The 17597-nt window shown below is 66.2% G+C and carries 23 protein-coding genes; 12 read left to right on the forward strand and 11 right to left on the reverse strand.

The genetic code is table 11. The features are described from left to right. Positions 1-112: 112 nt before the first annotated feature. Both ACFFDA_RS22670 and hemE read right to left on the reverse strand, forming a co-directional pair. On the reverse strand, positions 113-556 hold the full coding sequence (locus tag ACFFDA_RS22670) for a CopD family protein (RefSeq protein WP_404479538.1): 444 nt from the start codon (positions 554-556) through the stop codon (positions 113-115). 61 nt (positions 557-617) lie between these two features. Further along, complete coding sequence (hemE, locus tag ACFFDA_RS22675) at positions 618-1643, reverse strand: uroporphyrinogen decarboxylase (protein WP_404479539.1); 1026 nt, start codon at positions 1641-1643, stop codon at positions 618-620. 357 nt (positions 1644-2000) lie between these two features. On the opposite strand from hemE, the gene ACFFDA_RS22680 reads away from it, so the two are divergent. The 10 genes from ACFFDA_RS22680 to ACFFDA_RS22725 all read left to right on the forward strand — a co-directional run bounded on the left by ACFFDA_RS22680 (position 2001) and on the right by ACFFDA_RS22725 (position 8525). After that, entirely contained in the window at positions 2001-2846 is an 846-nt protein-coding gene (locus ACFFDA_RS22680; RefSeq protein WP_404479540.1) for a pyruvate, water dikinase regulatory protein, read from the forward strand. Between the two features lie 81 nt (positions 2847-2927). Further along, positions 2928-3512, forward strand: coding sequence for a Maf family protein (locus ACFFDA_RS22685; RefSeq protein WP_404479541.1), 585 nt, complete (start codon positions 2928-2930; stop codon positions 3510-3512). Further along, positions 3509-4366, forward strand: a complete 858-nt coding sequence (gene aroE / locus ACFFDA_RS22690; RefSeq protein ID WP_404479542.1) for a shikimate dehydrogenase — start codon at positions 3509-3511, stop codon at positions 4364-4366. Before ACFFDA_RS22685 ends, aroE begins: the two co-directional genes overlap by 4 nt. Before the next feature lie 5 nt (positions 4367-4371). After that, a complete protein-coding gene (coaE, locus tag ACFFDA_RS22695) occupies positions 4372-4971 on the forward strand; it encodes a dephospho-CoA kinase (protein ID WP_404479543.1) in 600 nt (199 codons plus the stop codon). Between the two features lie 50 nt (positions 4972-5021). Next, positions 5022-5705 (forward strand): DNA polymerase III subunit epsilon, encoded by a 684-nt coding sequence (gene dnaQ, locus ACFFDA_RS22700; RefSeq protein WP_404479544.1) that lies wholly within the window; start codon positions 5022-5024, stop codon positions 5703-5705. 24 nt (positions 5706-5729) lie between these two features. Next, positions 5730-6299, forward strand: coding sequence for a ribosome hibernation-promoting factor, HPF/YfiA family (gene hpf, locus ACFFDA_RS22705; RefSeq protein ID WP_404479545.1), 570 nt, complete (start codon positions 5730-5732; stop codon positions 6297-6299). Between the two features lie 128 nt (positions 6300-6427). Beyond that, entirely contained in the window at positions 6428-6889 is a 462-nt protein-coding gene (locus ACFFDA_RS22710; RefSeq protein ID WP_404479546.1) for a PTS sugar transporter subunit IIA, read from the forward strand. Next, positions 6879-7367, forward strand: a complete 489-nt coding sequence (locus ACFFDA_RS22715) for a PaaI family thioesterase (protein ID WP_404479547.1) — start codon at positions 6879-6881, stop codon at positions 7365-7367. Before ACFFDA_RS22710 ends, ACFFDA_RS22715 begins: the two co-directional genes overlap by 11 nt. 3 nt (positions 7368-7370) lie before the next feature. After that, positions 7371-7712, forward strand: coding sequence for a DUF1491 family protein (locus tag ACFFDA_RS22720; RefSeq protein WP_404479548.1), 342 nt, complete (start codon positions 7371-7373; stop codon positions 7710-7712). Between the two features lie 183 nt (positions 7713-7895). Next, complete coding sequence (locus ACFFDA_RS22725; RefSeq protein ID WP_404479549.1) at positions 7896-8525, forward strand: cell wall hydrolase; 630 nt, start codon at positions 7896-7898, stop codon at positions 8523-8525. Between the two features lie 53 nt (positions 8526-8578). Here ACFFDA_RS22725 and xth read toward each other — a convergent pair whose 3' ends face one another. The 3 genes from xth to ACFFDA_RS22740 form a co-directional block, all read right to left on the reverse strand. Continuing rightward, positions 8579-9352, reverse strand: coding sequence for an exodeoxyribonuclease III (xth, locus tag ACFFDA_RS22730; RefSeq protein ID WP_404479550.1), 774 nt, complete (start codon positions 9350-9352; stop codon positions 8579-8581). Then, positions 9349-9681 carry a HesB/IscA family protein gene (locus tag ACFFDA_RS22735; protein WP_404479551.1) on the reverse strand — a complete coding sequence of 111 codons (333 nt, stop codon included), beginning with the start codon at positions 9679-9681 and terminating at the stop codon, positions 9349-9351. Before ACFFDA_RS22735 ends, xth begins: the two co-directional genes overlap by 4 nt. A gap of 94 nt (positions 9682-9775) precedes the next feature. Then, the gene (locus ACFFDA_RS22740; protein WP_404479552.1) at positions 9776-10201 is read right to left on the reverse strand and encodes a CBS domain-containing protein; all 426 of its coding nucleotides are present in this window, start codon (positions 10199-10201) and stop codon (positions 9776-9778) included. 163 nt (positions 10202-10364) lie between these two features. On the opposite strand from ACFFDA_RS22740, the gene ACFFDA_RS22745 reads away from it, so the two are divergent. Continuing rightward, the gene (locus ACFFDA_RS22745; protein ID WP_404479553.1) at positions 10365-10661 is read left to right on the forward strand and encodes a hypothetical protein; all 297 of its coding nucleotides are present in this window, start codon (positions 10365-10367) and stop codon (positions 10659-10661) included. A 30-nt stretch (positions 10662-10691) separates the two neighbouring features. Here ACFFDA_RS22745 and ACFFDA_RS22750 read toward each other — a convergent pair whose 3' ends face one another. The 5 genes from ACFFDA_RS22750 to ACFFDA_RS22770 are packed head-to-tail and all read right to left on the reverse strand — an operon-like array spanning position 10692 to position 14157. Further along, positions 10692-11078: a (2Fe-2S) ferredoxin domain-containing protein gene (locus ACFFDA_RS22750; RefSeq protein ID WP_404479554.1), complete on the reverse strand. Its 387-nt coding sequence runs from the start codon at positions 11076-11078 to the stop codon at positions 10692-10694. Further along, the gene (locus ACFFDA_RS22755) at positions 11075-11506 is read right to left on the reverse strand and encodes an acyl-CoA thioesterase (protein WP_404479555.1); all 432 of its coding nucleotides are present in this window, start codon (positions 11504-11506) and stop codon (positions 11075-11077) included. The genes ACFFDA_RS22750 and ACFFDA_RS22755 overlap by 4 nt, the downstream gene beginning before the upstream one ends. Positions 11507-11555: 49 nt before the next feature. Continuing rightward, a complete protein-coding gene (locus ACFFDA_RS22760) occupies positions 11556-12032 on the reverse strand; it encodes a DUF2497 domain-containing protein (protein WP_404479556.1) in 477 nt (158 codons plus the stop codon). Between the two features lie 50 nt (positions 12033-12082). After that, on the reverse strand, positions 12083-13546 hold the full coding sequence (locus ACFFDA_RS22765) for a TolC family outer membrane protein (protein ID WP_404479557.1): 1464 nt from the start codon (positions 13544-13546) through the stop codon (positions 12083-12085). A 2-nt stretch (positions 13547-13548) separates the two neighbouring features. Continuing rightward, complete coding sequence (locus ACFFDA_RS22770) at positions 13549-14157, reverse strand: protein-L-isoaspartate O-methyltransferase (RefSeq protein WP_404479558.1); 609 nt, start codon at positions 14155-14157, stop codon at positions 13549-13551. 344 nt (positions 14158-14501) lie between these two features. On the opposite strand from ACFFDA_RS22770, the gene ACFFDA_RS22775 reads away from it, so the two are divergent. Beyond that, positions 14502-16025, forward strand: coding sequence for a fumarate hydratase (locus tag ACFFDA_RS22775; RefSeq protein ID WP_404479559.1), 1524 nt, complete (start codon positions 14502-14504; stop codon positions 16023-16025). A 119-nt stretch (positions 16026-16144) separates the two neighbouring features. Here the strand turns inward: ACFFDA_RS22775 and ACFFDA_RS22780 are convergent, their stop codons facing one another. Further along, the gene (locus ACFFDA_RS22780) at positions 16145-17584 is read right to left on the reverse strand and encodes a DEAD/DEAH box helicase (RefSeq protein ID WP_404479560.1); all 1440 of its coding nucleotides are present in this window, start codon (positions 17582-17584) and stop codon (positions 16145-16147) included. Between the last annotated feature and the right edge of the window lie 13 nt (positions 17585-17597).

Consider the following 17597-nt stretch of genomic DNA (forward strand, 5'->3'; position numbering starts at 1 on the left):
AGGCTTGGTCAACGTATCAATCTGCGGGGTGGTTTGTGAGTGGGGCGGGCGGAAAGGCCCAGCCGATACCCCCCTCGCTATGCCGTGGACAGGATCACCGAGCCCGGCGCACCTAGAACGGCTTCACGACCACCAGAATGACGATCACGGCGATGGCCAGCCCTGGCACTTCGTTGAGCAGGCGCAGCTTCCTGCCAGTCAGCGGGCGCTCGCCCCTGGCCAGCTTCTTCGCATAGCCCACCAGCCAGCCGTGATAGCCCGACAGGGCGAGCACGAACAGCAGCTTGGCATGGAGCCAGCCCTCGCCCCAGGCGCCGATCGCCGTGGCAGTGAGGATGCCCAGCACCCAGGCCAGGATCATCGCCGGGGTAAGGATGATCTTGCGCAGCTTCGCCTCGCGGTCGATCCAGCGCAGTTCCTCGGCCGAGCCGGGTTCCGATTCCTGATGATAGACGAAGTAGCGCGGCAGCATGAACAGGCCGGCCATCCAGAAGATCACGAAGATGATGTGGCCGGCCTTCAGCCACAGATAGGTGGTGGACAATATCTGCTCCATGTAACCTCTTCTAGCGTCCGGGCCCCTCGCGCCTGGGCCCCCTTTGGCCGTCAGCCCCGATTCAGCGCGACCAGCCCCTGACGATGGCCAGCAACTGCTCGACATGGGCGATCGGCGTGTACTGGCCGATGCCGTGGCCGAGGTTGAAGACGTGGGGACGGTCGGCGAAGGCATCAAGCACTGCAAGCGCACCGCGTTCCAGTTCCGCCCCGCCCGAGAGCAGTAGCAACGGGTCGAGATTGCCCTGTACCGGCATTCCGGCGGGCAGTTCGCGCGCGGCCCAGAGCGGGTCGATGGTCTCGTCGATGCCGACCGCGTCCACTCCTGTCTCACGAGCATAGGCAGGCAACTTTTCGCCAGAGCCCTTGGGGAAGCCGATGATCGGAGTCTCGGGATGGCGCGCCTTCACTGCCGCGACGATGGCGGCATTGGGCGCGATCACCCATTTCGTGAACTGTACGGGGCTCAGGCTCCCGGCCCAGGAATCGAACAACTGCACGGCTTCGGCGCCGGCTTCGATCTGGCCGCACAGGTATTCCACCGTCACCTCGGTCACCGCATCGACGATCGCCTGGAACGCCGACGGGTCGCGATAGGCCATGGCCCGCGTGTCGTGCTGGTCGCGGCTGCCTTCGCCCGCAACCATGTAGGTCGCGACGGTCCAGGGCGAGCCGGCGAACCCGAGCATCGTCTTGTCCACAGCCAGTGCGCCGCGCACTTTCCGCACGGTCTCGTAGATCGGAGTCAGCCGTTCGGGCACCGCGATGAGGCTTTCGAGCGCATGATCGACCAGCCGGGGCGAGAGTCTGGGCCCTTCGCCGGCGAGGAACTGAAGGTCCTGCCCCATCGCGTAAGGCACGATAAGGATGTCGGAAAACAGGATCGCGCCATCGAATCCGAAGCGCCGGATCGGCTGCACCGTGATCTCGGCGGCAGCGTCCGTATCGTAGACGAGTGCCAGGAATCCGCCCTTTTCGGCACGCAGTTCGCGGTACTCGGGCAGGTAGCGTCCGGCCTGGCGCATCAGCCAGATCGGGCTTGTCGCCGCGGGGGTGCCGCGCAGGGTGTCGAGAAGCAGTCCGGGCATCGCGTTTTCGTCCAATCAAAAAATATAGAGATTTTATATAAGGATGATGGAGTCTGTTGGTCCTGTGGATATCGGGGACGAGCGCGCACTGCCCGATTTGTGCCCGGATGAACAGACCAAAGCGCGGCATGCGACTCTTGGACGAGGTTGAGTCAACGAAAGGTTGTCCGCCTTGTCCACAGGCTGTGGATCGAGTCAGCCGCCCTGTCCAGAACCTGACTCGTTGAATCGCGTTAGTGGGCAGGAATCGGTGGGGACGAGTTGTCACCCGTTTGCTCCCGTGGTTTATGCCGGGACATATCCACAAGCCGTCACCCCATGCCGGGCGACGCGCACAAGGGGCCCGCGAAGCCGACCATGGCACGATTCCACCTGCATCTGTTGTCGGACTCCACCGGCGAAACGCTGGAGATGATCGCCAAGGCGGCGCTCGCCCAATTCGATGATTCCGACGTTCTGCGCCATTTCTGGCCGATGGTCCGCTCCCAGCAGCACCTCGATCGGATCATGGGCGAAATCGCCGCGAACCCGGGCCTGGTCTTCTTCACCCTGGTGAACGAGGAGACGCGCGGGCGGCTGGAGGAGCGCTGCCAGCAGCTTGGCCTGCCCGCCATCGCCGTGCTCGACGGCGTGACCGACGCGCTCGAAGCGCTGCTCGGCCAGGAAGCCAAGGGCCGGCCTGGCCGCCAGCACAAGCTTGACGACGCCTATTTCGCGCGTGTCGATGCGATCCAGTTCACCATTGCCCACGACGACGGCATCGCCTGGGAAGAATGGGAGGAAGCGGACATCGTGCTCGCCGGCGTCTCGCGCACCAGCAAGACGCCGACCTCGATCTACCTCGCCAATCGGGGCTACAAGGTCGCCAATATCCCGATCGTGGTGGAGAGCCCTCCCCCGAACGCGCTGTTCGGCCTGCGGCGTCCGCTGGTGGTAGGCCTGACCACCGCACCCGACCGGCTGATCCAGATCCGCCGCAACCGCCTCCTCTCGCTAAGCCAGTCGCCCGACACCGACTATGTGGACAACGATGCGGTCGACAGCGAGTTGAAGTATGCACGGCGCATGTTCGCGGACAATTCCTGGCCGGTGATCGACGTCACCCGCCGTTCGATCGAGGAGACGGCCGCGGCCGTCATCAACCTCTACAACGAGCGCAAGGCTGCCGGTGAAACCGGCCAGGTCGGCCCCAAGCCGATCTGACGCACGGAACGCCGTCGTCCGGGATCAAGTCCGGGACGACGATGCGCCTTTGAAGACGCGTCTTCTAACAACGGAAATGCCATGATCGTCCTCGCCTCGAAAAGCGCCTCGCGCCAGGCCATGCTCACCGCCGCCGGTGTCCCCTTCCGTGCCCAGCCAGCGCACGTCGACGAACGGGCGATCGAGGCCACGCTCGGGAATGCCCCACCTGCGGAAGTTGCCCTCGCTCTTGCTCGCGCAAAGGGCGAAGTTGTTTCACGTGAAACATCGGGCGAACTCGTGCTGGGAAGCGACTCGCTGGTTTCATGCGAGGGCCGCCGGTTCGACAAGCCGGCCTCGCGCGAAGACGCGGCCGCGCACTTGCGCTTCTTCTCTGGCAAAGTGATGGAACTGCACAGCGCCGCCGCGCTGGTGCGTGATGGCGAAGTGCTCTGGGCGCAAGGCGCGCTCGCGCAGCTCCACGTCGCCCCCCTCTCCGACGCCTTCATCGAGCGCTATCTCGACGCCGAATGGCCCGAAGTCGCCGCCTGCGTCGGCGTGTTCCGCATCGAGGGGCGCGGAGTGCAGCTTTTCGAACGGATCGAGGGCGACTATTTCACGATTCTTGGCATGCCCCTGCTCAAGGTGCAGGCGGGTCTACGCCAGTTGGGAGTGATGGCCTCGTGAGTGTTCCTTATGCGGAAGTGATCGGCGATCCGATCGCGCAATCGAAGTCGCCACTGATCCATGGGTTCTGGCTCGCCGAACTGGGGGTCGAAGGCCGTTACGCCCATTGTCTCGTCAAGCTGGACGAACTCGACGAATACCTGGAGCGTCGCCGGAGCGACCCCGACTGGCGCGGCTGCAACGTGACGATGCCACACAAGCTGGCGATCATGCCGCTGCTCGACCGGATCGACCCCCTGGCCGCGCGGATCGGCGCGGTAAATACAGTCGTGCGCGAGGCCGACGGCACGCTGACGGGCTACAACACCGACGCGCCGGGATTCCTCGAACCGATCCGGGAGGAAGTGGACAAGATCCATCTGTTCCGCATGGCCCGCGTCCTTGGGACGGGCGGTGCGGCCCGGGCGATCGTCGCGGCGCTGGCGGACGCCAAGTTCGTCGTCGTTCTGGCCGGCCGCGATCCCGCCAAGGCGCGCGCCATGCTCGACGAATTGGCCCCGGGCGGCGAGCACCATGCGATCGGCCTCGATCACTTCGCCGATCCCACCGATTTCGCCTTCGACGACCGCGAGCATTGCTTCGATCTCGTCATCAACGCCAGTCCGCTGGGCATGACCGGGCAGCCTCCCCTCGCCTTCGACTTCAGCCATGCGCCGCCGCGCAGCGTGGTCTACGACATCGTCACCAGCCCGCTCGACACCGGGTTCCTCCAGAGCGCCCGCGCCGCCGGCTTCGCGACGGTGGACGGCCTCGCCATGCTGATCGGCCAGGCGGACGAGGCCTTTGCCCGCTTCTTCGGCGCGAGGCCGCCGCGCGATCGCGATGCGGCGCTGCGCGCGCTGCTCGAGAAATGAGTGTAATGAACACCCGCCCGAAAATCCTGGGTCTCACGGGATCGATCGGCATGGGCAAGTCGACCGTCGCCGCCATGCTGCGCGAGCTGGGCGTGCCGGTCTTCGATGCAGATGCCGCCGTGCACGAATTACAAGGGCCCGAAGGTGCCCTCCTGCCGCTGATCGAGGAGGCCTTTCCCGGCACTACCGGGGCCGGTGGGGTGGACCGTCCGAAGCTGGGTGCCGCGGTCTTCGGCGACAAGGACAAGCTCGCGCGGCTGGAGCGAATCGTCCACCCTGCGGTGGCGGCCATGCGAGGCGACTTTCTACGGGATAATGCGCAGGCGCCGCTGGTCGTCTTCGACATCCCTCTGCTTTACGAAAAGGGCGGTCACCAGGGGCTGGATGCGGTCGCGGTCGTTTCCGCTCCGGCTGACGCGCAGCGTGCCCGAGTGCTCGCCAGGCCTGGCATGACGACCGAGAAATTCGAGCAGATTCTGGCACTTCAGGTGCCCGATGCGCAGAAGCGCGCGCTCGCCGACTTCGTCGTCGACACCGGCATCCCACTTGAGGAAACGCGCAAACAGGTGGCCGGTATCGTGCGGACGCTGACCCGAGCGGAATAATCCCTTTCAGGGCCTTGCGCTCGGGTGCGTCGAGGCAGATATGGAGAGGGATGAGAGAGATCATCTTCGACACCGAGACGACCGGATTTGACCCGAAAAACGGGGATAGAATGGTGGAAATCGGTTGTATCGAAATGGTCAACCGGGTGACCACGGGTCGCACCTTCCATGCCTATTTCAACCCCGAGCGCTCGATGCCGGCCGAGGCCGAGGCGGTCCACGGGCTGTCCGATACGTTCCTTGCCGACAAGCCGCTGTTCGCGGCGAGCGCGCAGGACTTCCTCGACTTCATCGAAGACAGCCCGATGATCGCGCACAACGCCGGGTTCGACTTCAACTTCATCAACGCCGAACTGGCGATGTGCGGGATGCCCATCGTCAAGCTGGACCGCATGGTCGACACCGTGGCCCTCGCCAAGGTGCGCCATCCCGGCGCCAAGCTTTCGCTCGACGCGCTGTGCTCGCGCTACGGCATCGATCGCAGTCACCGCACCAAGCATGGCGCACTGCTCGATGCCGAACTGCTGGCGCAAGTCTACGTCGAGCTGCGCGGCGGTCGCCAGATCGGCCTCGAACTTGTCGCAGAAACCACCAAGATCGTGACGGAAATCAAGGTTCTCACCACGAAGGACCGTATCTTTCGTCAGCCGCGTCCCCATGCGGCCACCGAAGAGGAACTTGTCGCGCACGCGGCGTTTCTCAAGTCGGTCGATACCCCGCTCTGGGGTGCCTGAACTCTAACGAAGGAGAATACGCCCATGGATATCCGCGTCTCCGGTCACCAGGTCGATACCGGCGAGGCCCTGCAGGCCCACGCCAACGAACGGCTCACGGCGATCATCGAGAAGTATTTCAGCCGGGCGCTGTCCTCGCACGTCACCTTCAGCAAGGCCCCGGCCGGCGCCTTCCGGTGTGACATCATCATGCACGTCATGCAGAATCTGGTGCTAAAGGGCACCGGAAGCGCACAGGACGCGCACATCTCGTTCGACCAGTCGGCCGAAAAGATCGACAAGCAACTGCGCCGCTACAAGCGCCGTCTCAAGGACCGCCACGAGCAGGCCGCCCACACCGCCGCGGTCGAAGAAGCAGCCTACATCATCTTCGAAGAATCGCACGCCGAGAACGATGACGACGTCGAACCCGATGCGCCCGTCGTCATCGCCGAGACGCGGGTCGACGTACCGGAAGCCACGGTTTCCGATGCAGTCATGATGCTCGACTTGCGCAATACTACGGCGCTGCTTTTCAAAAATGCTGGCACTGGCCGGCATAATATGGTCTACCGCCGCGGCGACGGTTCGATTGGCTGGGTCGAACCGCACTGACGCCCGGATTCGCCTTCTGGGCGTAACCGCTTCTGATCTATGACGAGAGGAAGGAAACCCCCGGGTAACGCCGGGGGTTTGGGGGTATTCAAGTTGGAAACCAGTCGAATTCTAGTATCAGAAACGAAATGAGCGGGCTTTTTGCACTGCTGCCGGAGGCCGTCACCACGGTCGCTGCGGACAGCAAGGATATCATTCTGGACAGGCTCGCGGGCCAGTTCGCACAGGTCTATGGTCTCGACCACCAGGCCGTGCTGGCGCGCGTCACCGAACGCGAACAGCTTGGCAGCACCGGTTTCGGCCGGCGCATCGCCATTCCGCACGCCCGCATGCCGGGGCTCGGCCGGCCGGTGGCTGCCTTCATGCGTCTGGAATCGCCGGTCGAATTCGATTCGGCGGACGGGATGCCGGTGGATCTCGTGTTCGGGCTGCTCTCGCCCGACGGTGCCGGCGCCACCCACCTCCATGCCCTGGCGGCGATCTCGCGCATGATGCGCGACGAACGCATGCGCGAGGCGCTGCTGGCGGCCCCAGGCGCGGAAGCGCTCTACGGGCTCCTGAGCAACGTCATCGACCGCGATGCCGCATGACCTGACGGCGGGCGGCGAGGCCGCCGGTGCAGCGCTGCACTGGCGCGCGCTGGAGGGGCTCTATGCCTCGGCGCCGATCAACCACATGTTCCGCTCCTCGCTGGAGATCACCGGCGAGGGCCTTTCGCGCATCACCTTCCTGGTCGACCCGGACAGCTTTCATGCGGCCGGGGCAGCGCACGGGACGATCTACTTCAAGATGCTCGACGACGCGGCGTTCTATGCCGCCAACACGCACGTCACCGACCGATTCCTGCTCACGACGTCGTTCAACATGCACCTGAGCAAGCCGATCAAGGGCGGGCGCATCGTGGCCGAGGGCCGCTGGGTAAGCGGTCGGCGCCGCGTCCTGGTGGCCGAATCCTGGCTTCTCGACGAGGAAGGGGACGAGTGCGGGCGCGGCACCGGCACGTTCATGCGCTCGCGCATCGCCCTCTCGAGCCTGCCCGGCTACTCCGTGCCGCAAGTTTCGAGCTGAACGTTGGACGCCCGGCTACCCGCGCATCTCGAAGTCTCGGCGCTGATTCGCCAGGTCGGGGCCGACGGCGGCTTCGCGACGGTGCTGGCCAAAGGGGAACGCGACGCCGGGACGATCCTTGCGGTCCTGACGCATAACGGCGCGGGTACCCGGATCTACGAGCGGATGCCCGAACTGGATGGCACCCGCCCGTGGCGGTGTACCCGTCGCGAGGACCCGGCAAAGCCCGGAGATCTTCGGGATTACCTCGATCGCCGCAAGGCGCAGGACCCCGACGTATGGGTCGTTGAACTCGACATCGCAAACGCCGAGCGCTTCATCGGGGTTGCTCCCGAGCAAGGTTGACTTGCGGGGCGCACTGTTTAAGGGCCCCATTCGCAAGCGCGAAAGCGGCATGGGCTACACTTCGGTCGCCCTGCTAGCACGCAGACGGGGAATCGTCGGCAGGCTCGACGGAGACAGAACGCCCTAACTCGGCATTCCGTTCCAGCCTGTGTCGGACCGGTTCACCGCCCTTGATATGATTTGATGCGAACCAAGTTTGAGTGGGCAAGCGCGATGGCGCTGGCCGCAACGGTATTTACCGCATTGTTGAGCGCCCAGGGCTCGGGCGCGGCAGCATCGGATTTCGTTCCGGTCCTGACCGAACAGAAGCCGCCCGTTCAGTTCGAATCGCGCCCGATGATCCAGGCCCTGCCCGCGCAGGACGGTGCCGAAGCAACGGATCAGGCGGAGCCCGAAGACGCAGATACGCTCCAGGAACTGGTGTCGCAGCAGTCGATGCCCGGTGACATGTCGAGCGAAATGCGCTGCCTAGCTGGTGCCATCTACTTCGAAGCACGCGGCGAAACCCTCGAAGGCCAGCTTGCCGTGGGACGCGTGATCGTCAACCGCGCCAAGTCGGGCCGCTTCCCCGCCAGCTATTGCGGCGTAGTGTACCAGCCTTCGCAATTTTCCTTCATTCGCGGCCGCTCGATGCCGTCGGTGCGCGAAGGCTCGGCCGACTGGCGCGAAGCCGTCGCCGTGGCGCAAATCGCCAACCAAGGCAGCTGGAAGAGCCCCGCCAAGGGCGCGCTGTTCTTCCACGCCACGCGCGTATCGCCCAAGTGGCGCCTGACCCGCCTGGCGCGGGTAGACAACCACATCTTCTATCGTTGATCGGGATAAGGGGAAGTGCCGGAGCGAAATCGCCGGCCCTTCGCTTTTCCTCGCTAGGCGCGAAGTTCCACCCACACCGGAGCGTGATCGCTGGCCTTTTCCCGGCCGCGATGGACTTTGTCGACGCCGCAGGCGACCAGGCGGTCGGCCAGTTCGGGCGAAAGCAGCGAATGGTCGATGCGGAACCCGTGGTCGCGCTGCCACGCGCCGGCCTGGTAGTCCCAGTAAGTCCATACGCCGCCGCGCGGGTTGTGGGTGGCCAGCGCATCGGTCCAGCCATCGCCGAGAAGGCGGAAGTACGCATCGCGCGATTCCGGCTGCATCAGCGCGTCGGCGGCCATCGCCGGCGGTGCCCAGACGTCGCGGTCGGTCGGGATGACGTTGTAGTCGCCGGTGACGATCGCGGGCACCTCCTCGGCACGGATCGCGGCCATGCGGCGGCGCAGCCGCTCCATCCAGCGCAGCTTGTAGTCAAACTTGGGACCCGGCAGCGGATTGCCGTTGGGCAGGTAGATGCATACGACCCGCACGCCGAAGACGTCCGCTTCCAGATAGCGCGAATGCTCGTCCTCGGGCTCCCCCTCCAGGCCGCGCTGCACTTCGACCGGAATCTCGCCGTCGGCCAGGATGGCGACGCCGTTGAAGCCCTTCTGGCCGTGCCAGATGCCCTTGTAGCCCAGCTTCTCGAACTCGGCGATCGGGAAGCCTTCGTCCTGGCTCTTGATCTCCTGCAGACAAGCGACGGCCGGGCGCGTTTCGTCCAGCCATTCGAGCAGGCGGGGAAGGCGTGCCTTCACCCCGTTGATGTTGAACGTGGAGATTTTCATACCGAGAAGCTGGACCCGCATCCGCAGCCAGCCGCCGCATTCGGATTCTCGACCTTGAAGGCCGCGCCGCCCAGCGATTCGACGAAATCGACCACGCAGCCCGAAACCAGGTCGAGGCTGACGGAATCGACCACCAGGCGCACGCCGTCGGTCTCGGTCACGCTGTCGTCAGCCTCGGGACCGTCGGCGAGGCCGAACTTGTACTGGAAGCCCGAGCAGCCCCCCCCTTCGACGGCAAGGCGCAGGATGGCGGGCTTGCCCTGCTTGCTCGCGATCGCGGCAACGCGCGCCGCGGCCGAGGGGCTCAGTGTCAGGCTGTTGGTGTCCATGCACCGGATGTAGGCGCGCGGGGGGGCTGCGGCAAGACGCCTGTCTTCACGAGAGCGGCACCGGCGCGCTGCCGGTGTCGCCGGAATCGGACGGTCATGCCGTCTGGATGTAGTCCCGCATGGCTGCCGCTTCGGTTTCGATCATGTCGATCCGGTGCTTCACCAGGTCTCCGATCGAGACGAAGCCGATCATGCGCCCGTCTCGGACCACCGGCAGATGGCGAATGCGCCGGCGAGTCATCAGCGACAGCGCCGCGATGACGGAGGTTTCCGGCTCCACCATCACCGGCGATGCGGTCATGATTTCGCCGACCGGCAGGTCGAGCACGCCGGCGCCCATTTCGCGCAGGCGGTAGATGACGTCCCGTTCCGAAAATATGCCCGTGATCTCACCGTTCTCGAGCACCGGCACGGCGCCGATGCGCCGATCCGCGAGGATTGCCGTCGCCTCGCGCACGGTGGTGGAAACGTCGCAGGTAACAACGTTGTCGCGGCCTTCGATAATGCGACCAATGGTCATCGTCATGCTCTCCCTGTTGCGAAGTCGCAGGGCCCCTGTCTTTACCGATCGCCCCGGCGGTAGAGTATCACAGGCGCGCGCCCTCTGCCAATTCGCCCGCAAGGCGTCGTGCACCCGCCATGATTTGCTTGCGACGAGGCCGCGGGGGGGCCAAATTGGGGCCATGATTTCCCGCTCTCCCCTCGACGATCCCGCGAAGGCCGCGCATGCCTGGGCGCGCTACTTGCGTGTCATGCGCTGGATGATGACGGTGACGGTGGGCCTCGTCGCAGGCTCGGTGATCCTGCTCTATCGTTCGAACGGGATGGTCTCGATCCACTTCTACATCGCGACCGCGCTGGGCGTGGGCTTCACGATGCTGCTGGCTTCGGCCTTGATGGGCCTGGTGTTCCTGTCGAGCGGGACGGGGCATGACGAGTCGATCGACGATCCGCTCGACGAGGACAACCCTTACAAGTAAATTGGCGCTAGAATCGGGCCGGGACGAAGTTCAGCCCTGGGGGCGAAGCAGACGGAACTGCTCGACGGGGCGGCCGCCGATCAGGTGCTCCTGGATGATCGTCTCCAGCACCTCTTCGTTGCAGGAGTGATACCACACCCCGTCCGGCCAGACGACCGCCACCGGGCCGGCGTGGCAGATGCGCAGGCAATCCGCCTTGGTCCGCGCGACTCCGCCTCCATTTGCCGTCCTTGGCCCGTCGAGGCCGAGCTGCTTGAGACGCTTCTTCAGGTATTTCCACGCCGCCTGGCCTTCGTGGGGCGAGCAGCATTCGCCCTTCTGCGGTTCCGCGCAGATGAAGATGTGACGCTCGATCGAATCGCTGCCGGTCTTGGCGAAGGCCTCGGCGGCCTTCTCGATGTCGCGGGTGCCGGTCATGGCCGCAGCCTCCAGTGTTCGACGTGGTCCGCGAAGGCGGCGGGAAGCGGGGCGGGGCCGTGCTGTCCGACCGCCACCATGACGCTGCGGCTAAAGGCGACGATGCGATTGTCCTGCATGACCAGCTGGACGAGGCGGTGGCTGGTGCGGCCGGTGTCCTCCACCGCGCAATGGACCGTCAGCGGATCGGGATAATGCGCCTCGCCCATGTATTCGATCGCGACGCTGGCGATCATCGAGGACAGGCCGGCAAGCCCGTCGCGATAGCCGCTCTCGTGGTGGAAACGCACGCGTCCGTCTTCGAGGAAAGCGGCCATCGCCACGTTGTTGATGTGCTTGTTGATGTCGAGGTCGCTGAAGCGCGGCTCGATGCTGCTGGAAAACGGGTAGCGTGCGGGATCGAGCAGCGCGGGATCGGGTCTGGGCATAGGCCCCGAAGGTAGGGAGCGGGAGACCTTTGGTCCACCCCTGCCCCGATCAGGCCTTCTTGCCGACGATCCGTGCGATTTCCTGTGCGACGAGGCGTTCCACCATCGGCGGCAGGTTCCTGTCGAGCCATTCGGCCAGGGCCGGGCGCAGGAGTTCGCGGGTCAGTGCCTCGAGCGAGGTTTCGCCCGAACGGACGATCTGCGGCTGGGCACCGGGTTCGGACAGCATGGCGAGCGCGGCCAGCGATTCACGCATGGAATTGCGCGCCTGGGGCTGCAGCAGCGGAGAATCGGTGCCGTCGAGACCATCATCCGGATATTCGGCGGCGGGCGGCGGTGGCAGTTGCGCGGTTTCCTGGAGTTCGAGCACGTCGTCTTCGTCGTCCGCATCGGGCAGAGGATCGAACAGGGGATCGTCGCGGCGTGGACGCGAGGCAGGCCGGGCATCGAGACGGGTATCGCGGGCGATGACCTGCTTGATCGACTGGAGGATCTCCTCGACCGAAGGTTCACCGTTCTGACGCATTGCAAAAATTCCCCGTTCGCTCATGAGCTTGCCCGTTTCCCGAGACAGGATCAAGGCTGCTGCGAATCCGGAATTTCGCCGTCCTGCGCCGGCGTGTCAACCGTGCGTGTCGACCGTGCGACGGGTGCGGCATCGTCGTCCCAGTCGAGGAACTTGCCGCGGACGCGCTCGTAGTTGACTTGCGGGTCGTAGAGCGTGCCGCCGTCGAGATTGAGGTCGCGCGCCTCGGCGCGGCCCATCGCGGCGAGCAGGCTGAAGCCGGCGACGTAGGCATTGCGCCGCGCCGTCACCAGGGTGACTTGCGCGTTCAGCAGTTCCTGCTCGGCGTTCAGGATGTCGAGGATCGTGCGGTTGCCGACCGAATTCTCGGCCTTCACGCCCTCGAGGCTGAGCATGGCCGCATCGACCGCGACTTGCGACGAGCGGATCAGGTCGTTCGAGGCGACGTAGGAAGTATAGGACGACCGCACTTGCGCGATCACGTCGCGCTCGGTGGCGATCTCCTGTTCGAGGGAGGCCGATGCCGTGGCCTGCGCCTGGCGGCGCTGCGCGGCGGGCAGGCCACCCTGGAAGATCGGGATCGAAAGCTGGGCCCCGGCCTGGGCGGAGGAGTCCGTCTGCGACACGCCGGACCCGGTGACACCACGGGCCAGGGTGTTGAAGTAATTGTTGTACGAACCTTGCGCGAACAGCCTGACCGTGGGCAGGCGCCCTGCCCCGGCCACGTCGATGTCCTTCTCGGCCGCACGCGTACGCTCACGGGCGCCGATCAGATCGGGGTTGAAATCCAGCGCGATGGCCGCTGCCTCGTCCGGGCTGGCGGGAAGGCCCGGAAGCGGCGGCGGCGATTCGAGCGCCTGGGGCGCCCTGCCCACCAGGCGGATGTAGGTTTCGCGCGCGCCGGCAAGGTTCGCTTCGGCGGTGAGCAGGTCACTCTGCGCCACTGCGAGGCGCGATTGCGACTGGGCCACGTCGGTGCGGGTGAGGTCGCCGATTTCGAAGCGGTCGCCCGTCGCCTGCAGGTTGGTCTGCAGGACACTGACGTTCTTGCGGTTGAGGCCGACGATCGCCTCGGTGCGGATCACGTCCATGTAGGCCGCGACGACCTGCGAGAAGACCGAGGCTTCCGTCGCTCGCAAGTCCGCCTGCCCGGCCTCGACGCGGATCTTCGCAGCCTTGATACGGTTCTTCACCGCACCGCCCGAATAGATCGGCGCGCCGAGGTCGGCCCCGGCGTTGAAGGTGCGCAAGGGAGCGCTGAACGAGTTCTCGCTCTGCTTGAGGTATTCGGTGTAGGTGCCCGATGCGCTGGCCGTGGGCAGGCCGGCGGCGCGGGCGATCGGCACGCCCTCGTCGGTCGCGCGTTGCTGCGCGCGCGCCGATTCCAGCGTCGGGTTGGTCTGGTATGCCGTGACCAGCGCATCGCGCAGGGTGTCGGCCCACGCAGGCGGGCCAGCCGTCAGTATCAGACATCCCCCCGCGAGCAGCCCGGTACGCCTAGCGAACCGGGCCATGCTCAGAAGCTCCAGCGTTTGGGAGCCGCGAACTCGGGAAGGACGGGTATGCCCATTTCGGCGAGCGGCAGCAGCGAGACGGTGCCCGCGGCCTTGGTGCCGATGGCGAGGCGGGTGACGCCGCGCACGACCGTACCCGTGACCACGCGGCCACCGTCGACAAGGCGGGCAGTGAGCGCTTCGGGCAGGATTTCGGCCGCACCGTCGACCACGACGAGCGAATAGCCGCCCTCGCCCGCCGTTGCGGCATCCGCGGTGGCCACGGTATCGAGCGAACCGGCGAGCGGGCGCAGCAGCGCGGCGAGATAGCCGTCGGCGTCGCCCACCAGCAGGACCTTGTCGGTCGCGGCGGGTTCGGCTTCGGCCAGCATGCGGGCATGGACCAGCGGGGCGGCCAGGAAGCGGCCGTCGCCCAGCGGGATCGCGCGGTCGATATAGGCCGCGTCGCGCATGGTGGCGGGCACGTAGTTCTCACGGGCGAGACCGGCCATCGCTTCGAGCACCCAGGGCTCGTTCACGCCGCTGGTGCGCAGTTGGCTGGAAATCATCGCGCGGCGCGCTTCGGAGATTGCGGCGCCGGCAGGCACCGACCGATCCTCGGTCAAGGTCATCAGGTGAAGTTCCCTAATTCGTTCAGCAGGACCGGCATTCGCGCCAAACAGTCGGTTGGCGAAGACGGCACTTATCGGCCGCTTCTAGGCCAAGGCGCCGATCACGCCAAGCCATTTGAGAATACCCCGGTCGATCAATTCAAGCACTTTGACGATAGCGCCCATGCGGCCTATGGCGCGCAAGTCTGCCCGTTCGCGGCGCCGGCCCGCGCCCCCGCGCGACCTCCCGACAGGGTACACTTGAGTGGGAGGTCGGGCGGGGGCGCGGGCCGGCGCCGCAATCCGCCTTTCAGCGGATTTCGGGCCAAATCCACGTTATCCGCCAGAACGGGAGCGCAAATTCCATGACAGATATGGTGACTATCCGCGAAGACGACCTGATCGAGTCCGTCGCCGACGCGCTGCAATACATCAGCTACTATCATCCGATGGACTACATCCGCGCCCTGGGCGACGCCTACGACGCCGAAGTCGGCCCGGCCGCGAAGGACGCCATCGCGCAAATCCTGACCAACAGCCGCATGTGCGCGGAAGGCCACCGCCCGATCTGCCAGGACACCGGCATCGTCAACGTCTTCATCGAGTGGGGCCAGAACTGCCGTCTCGAAAGCGACCGCAGCTTGCAGGAAGTCGTCGATGACGGCGTGCGGCGCGCCTACAACCACCCCGAGAACCGCCTGCGCGCCTCGGTGCTGGCCGATCCCGCCTTCACCCGCCGCAACACCAAGGACAACACCCCTTGCGTGCTCTCGGTGGAGATGGTCCCGGGCTCGAAGATCTCGGTCGACGTCGCGGCGAAGGGCGGCGGGTCGGAGAACAAGTCCAAGTTCAAGATGATGAATCCCAGCGATTCGATCGTCGACTGGGTGGTCGAGATGTTGCCGCAGATGGGCGCCGGCTGGTGCCCGCCGGGCATGCTGGGCATCGGTATCGGCGGCACCGCCGAGCACTGCGTCAAGCTCGCCAAGCAGAGCCTGATGGAGCCGATCGACATGGCCCAGCTCAAGCAGCGCGGCCCCCAGAACGACATCGAGGCGCTGCGCATCGAGATCTTCGACAAGGTCAACGCGCTGGGCATCGGCGCGCAGGGCCTGGGCGGTCTCGCCACGATCCTCGATGTCAAGATTCTCGACTGGCCGTGCCACGCCGCCGGCAAGCCCGTGGCGATGATCCCCAACTGCGCCGCCACCCGCCACGCGCACTTCACCCTCGACGGTTCGGGCCCGAGCTATCTCGAGACGCCGAACCTCGACGAGTGGCCCAAGGTCCACTGGGCGCCGAGCAAGGAAGCGAAGAAGGTCGATCTCGACACGCTCACCTCCGAGGAAGTGCAGAGCTGGAAGCAGGGCGACCGCCTGCTGCTCAACGGCAAGATGCTGACCGGACGCGACGCGGCGCACAAGCGCATCGCCGACATGCTGGCCAAGGGCGAGGAACTGCCGGTCGATTTCAAGGGCCGGGTGATCTACTATGTCGGCCCGGTCGATCCGGTGCGCGACGAAGTGGTCGGCCCGGCAGGCCCGACCACGGCCACCCGCATGGACAAGTTCTCCGACACCATGCTCGATCTCGGCCTGCTCGCCAGCGTCGGCAAGTCCGAGCGCGGCCCGGCCGCCACGCAGTCGATCGCCAGGCACAAGTCGGCCTACCTGATGGCCGTGGGCGGCGCGGCCTATCTGGTCGCGCGGGCGATCAAGCAGTCCAGGGTCGTCGGCTTCGCGGACCTCGGCATGGAGGCGATCTACGAGTTCACGGTGCAGGACATGCCGGTGACCGTCGCGGTGGATAGCGAAGGTGCCAACGTCCACACTCTCGCACCGCAGCACTGGAAGGCCAAGATCGCCGAGGAACACCTGCTGGCGGACTGACCGCCGGCGTTCTCCCCGACGACGACCTGAAAAGGGGCCCGGAGCTGCAGCTCCGGGCCCCTTTCTACTGGACCGTGAAGTCGGCCCGGAGCGAAGGCTCCGGGCGTCGTTCAGGGCGCTCAGCTGGCGCGGCGAACCGCGCCCTTGTGCGCGCCGAGGCCCTTGGGACCGCGCGGACGGAAGCGACGCTTGCGCTCGCCACCCTCTTCGCCGGCGGCGCCTTCGCGGCGCTCGCCCTGGGGACGATCGCTGCGCTGGCCACCACGGCCGCCCTGGCCGCCGCTGCGACCACCGCCCTGGCCGCTGCGGCCGCCACCCTGGCCACGGCCACCGCCCTGCGGCTGGGCCGGGGCAGCACGTGCCGGAGCCGGCAGGCGCGCGGCCTGGTTCTGGAAGTCTTCCGGCAGCGGCAGCAGGTCGAGCTTGACGCGGGTCAGGCGCTCGATGTCGCGGATGTAGGGCTTCTCGTCCGACGCGACGTAGCTGATCGCGACGCCGGTCGCCCCGGCGCGCGCGGTGCGGCCGATGCGGTGGACGTACTGTTCGGCGACGTTGGGGATCTCGTAGTTGTAGACGTGGCTCACGCCCGAGACGTCGATGCCACGGGCGGCGATGTCGGTGGCGACGAGGACGCGGATCGCGCCCTGGCGGAAGCCGCCGAGCGCGGCGGTGCGCTGGGCCTGGCTCTTGTTGCCGTGGATCGCGGCGGCGGGGATGCCGGCGGCGACGAGGTGGCGCACGATGCGGTCGGCGCCGTGCTTGGTGCGGCTGAACACCAGGGCACGGTCGATGGCGCCGTGGGTGGCGTTCTCGGCCGCGTCATCGGCAAGGCCGGCGCGCAAGGACAGGGTCAGCAGGGCCTGCTTCTCTGCCTGGTTGATCATGATCGCGTACTGTTCGACGCGCTCCGCGGTGGTCGACTGCGGCGCGACTTCGACCTTGACCGGGTTGTTGATGAACTGACGGCCCAGGTCGGCGATCGCCTGCGGCATGGTGGCCGAGAAGAACAGGCTCTGGCGACCGGCGGGCAGCATGTTGGCGACGCGCTTCAAGGGCACGATGAAGCCCAGGTCCATCATCTGGTCGGCTTCGTCGAGCACGAAGATCTCGACGTGCTTGAGGGTCAGCGCGCGCTGGTCGATGAGGTCGAGCAGGCGGCCGGGCGTGGCGACGAGGATGTCGACGCCGCGCTCGAGCGCACGGGCCTGCTTGCCCACGGGGACGCCGCCGAAGATGCACTGGATCGTGAGATTCAGGAACTTCGCATAGCCCTTCATGTTGTCGGCGATCTGGGCGGCCAGTTCGCGCGTGGGCGAGAGGACCAGCATGCGGCAGCCGGCGTTCTGGCGCGGCTTGGGGTCCTGGGCCAGGCGGTGCAGCGAAGGCAGCGAGAACGCGGCGGTCTTGCCGGTGCCGGTCTGCGCGATGCCGAGCAGGTCGCGGCCTTCGAGGAGCGAAGGAATGGCCTTGCGCTGGATCGGCGACGGATCGGTGTATCCCTTGACGGCAAGCGCGCGAAGAATGGGCTCGGCCAGGCCAAGTTCGGAGAAATAGGACATCAAGTCACTTTCA

Source organism: Novosphingobium sp. BL-52-GroH (assembly GCF_044813085.1).
GTDB lineage: Bacteria > Pseudomonadota > Alphaproteobacteria > Sphingomonadales > Sphingomonadaceae > Novosphingobium.

Bases quoted from the DNA above. Each gene is read 5' to 3' on its own strand.
- ACFFDA_RS22710 (WP_404479546.1), top strand. From the start codon at position 6,428: ATGAGCGGGCTTTTTGCACTGCTGCCGGAGGCCGTCACCACGGTCGCT.
- ACFFDA_RS22680 (WP_404479540.1), top strand. From the start codon at position 2,001: ATGGCACGATTCCACCTGCATCTGTTGTCGGACTCCACCGGCGAAACG.
- hpf (WP_404479545.1), top strand. From the start codon at position 5,730: ATGGATATCCGCGTCTCCGGTCACCAGGTCGATACCGGCGAGGCCCTG.
- ACFFDA_RS22725 (WP_404479549.1), top strand. From the start codon at position 7,896: ATGCGAACCAAGTTTGAGTGGGCAAGCGCGATGGCGCTGGCCGCAACG.
- ACFFDA_RS22780 (WP_404479560.1), bottom strand. From the start codon at position 17,584: ATGTCCTATTTCTCCGAACTTGGCCTGGCCGAGCCCATTCTTCGCGCG.
- ACFFDA_RS22770 (WP_404479558.1), bottom strand. From the start codon at position 14,157: ATGACCTTGACCGAGGATCGGTCGGTGCCTGCCGGCGCCGCAATCTCC.
- ACFFDA_RS22670 (WP_404479538.1), bottom strand. From the start codon at position 556: ATGGAGCAGATATTGTCCACCACCTATCTGTGGCTGAAGGCCGGCCAC.
- hemE (WP_404479539.1), bottom strand. From the start codon at position 1,643: ATGCCCGGACTGCTTCTCGACACCCTGCGCGGCACCCCCGCGGCGACA.
- ACFFDA_RS22750 (WP_404479554.1), bottom strand. From the start codon at position 11,078: ATGACCGGCACCCGCGACATCGAGAAGGCCGCCGAGGCCTTCGCCAAG.
- coaE (WP_404479543.1), top strand. From the start codon at position 4,372: ATGAACACCCGCCCGAAAATCCTGGGTCTCACGGGATCGATCGGCATG.
- ACFFDA_RS22765 (WP_404479557.1), bottom strand. From the start codon at position 13,546: ATGGCCCGGTTCGCTAGGCGTACCGGGCTGCTCGCGGGGGGATGTCTG.
- ACFFDA_RS22775 (WP_404479559.1), top strand. From the start codon at position 14,502: ATGACAGATATGGTGACTATCCGCGAAGACGACCTGATCGAGTCCGTC.
- ACFFDA_RS22745 (WP_404479553.1), top strand. From the start codon at position 10,365: ATGATTTCCCGCTCTCCCCTCGACGATCCCGCGAAGGCCGCGCATGCC.
- ACFFDA_RS22735 (WP_404479551.1), bottom strand. From the start codon at position 9,681: ATGGACACCAACAGCCTGACACTGAGCCCCTCGGCCGCGGCGCGCGTT.
- xth (WP_404479550.1), bottom strand. From the start codon at position 9,352: ATGAAAATCTCCACGTTCAACATCAACGGGGTGAAGGCACGCCTTCCC.
- ACFFDA_RS22740 (WP_404479552.1), bottom strand. From the start codon at position 10,201: ATGACCATTGGTCGCATTATCGAAGGCCGCGACAACGTTGTTACCTGC.
- ACFFDA_RS22755 (WP_404479555.1), bottom strand. From the start codon at position 11,506: ATGCCCAGACCCGATCCCGCGCTGCTCGATCCCGCACGCTACCCGTTT.
- ACFFDA_RS22760 (WP_404479556.1), bottom strand. From the start codon at position 12,032: ATGCGTCAGAACGGTGAACCTTCGGTCGAGGAGATCCTCCAGTCGATC.
- ACFFDA_RS22715 (WP_404479547.1), top strand. From the start codon at position 6,879: ATGCCGCATGACCTGACGGCGGGCGGCGAGGCCGCCGGTGCAGCGCTG.
- dnaQ (WP_404479544.1), top strand. From the start codon at position 5,022: ATGAGAGAGATCATCTTCGACACCGAGACGACCGGATTTGACCCGAAA.
- ACFFDA_RS22685 (WP_404479541.1), top strand. From the start codon at position 2,928: ATGATCGTCCTCGCCTCGAAAAGCGCCTCGCGCCAGGCCATGCTCACC.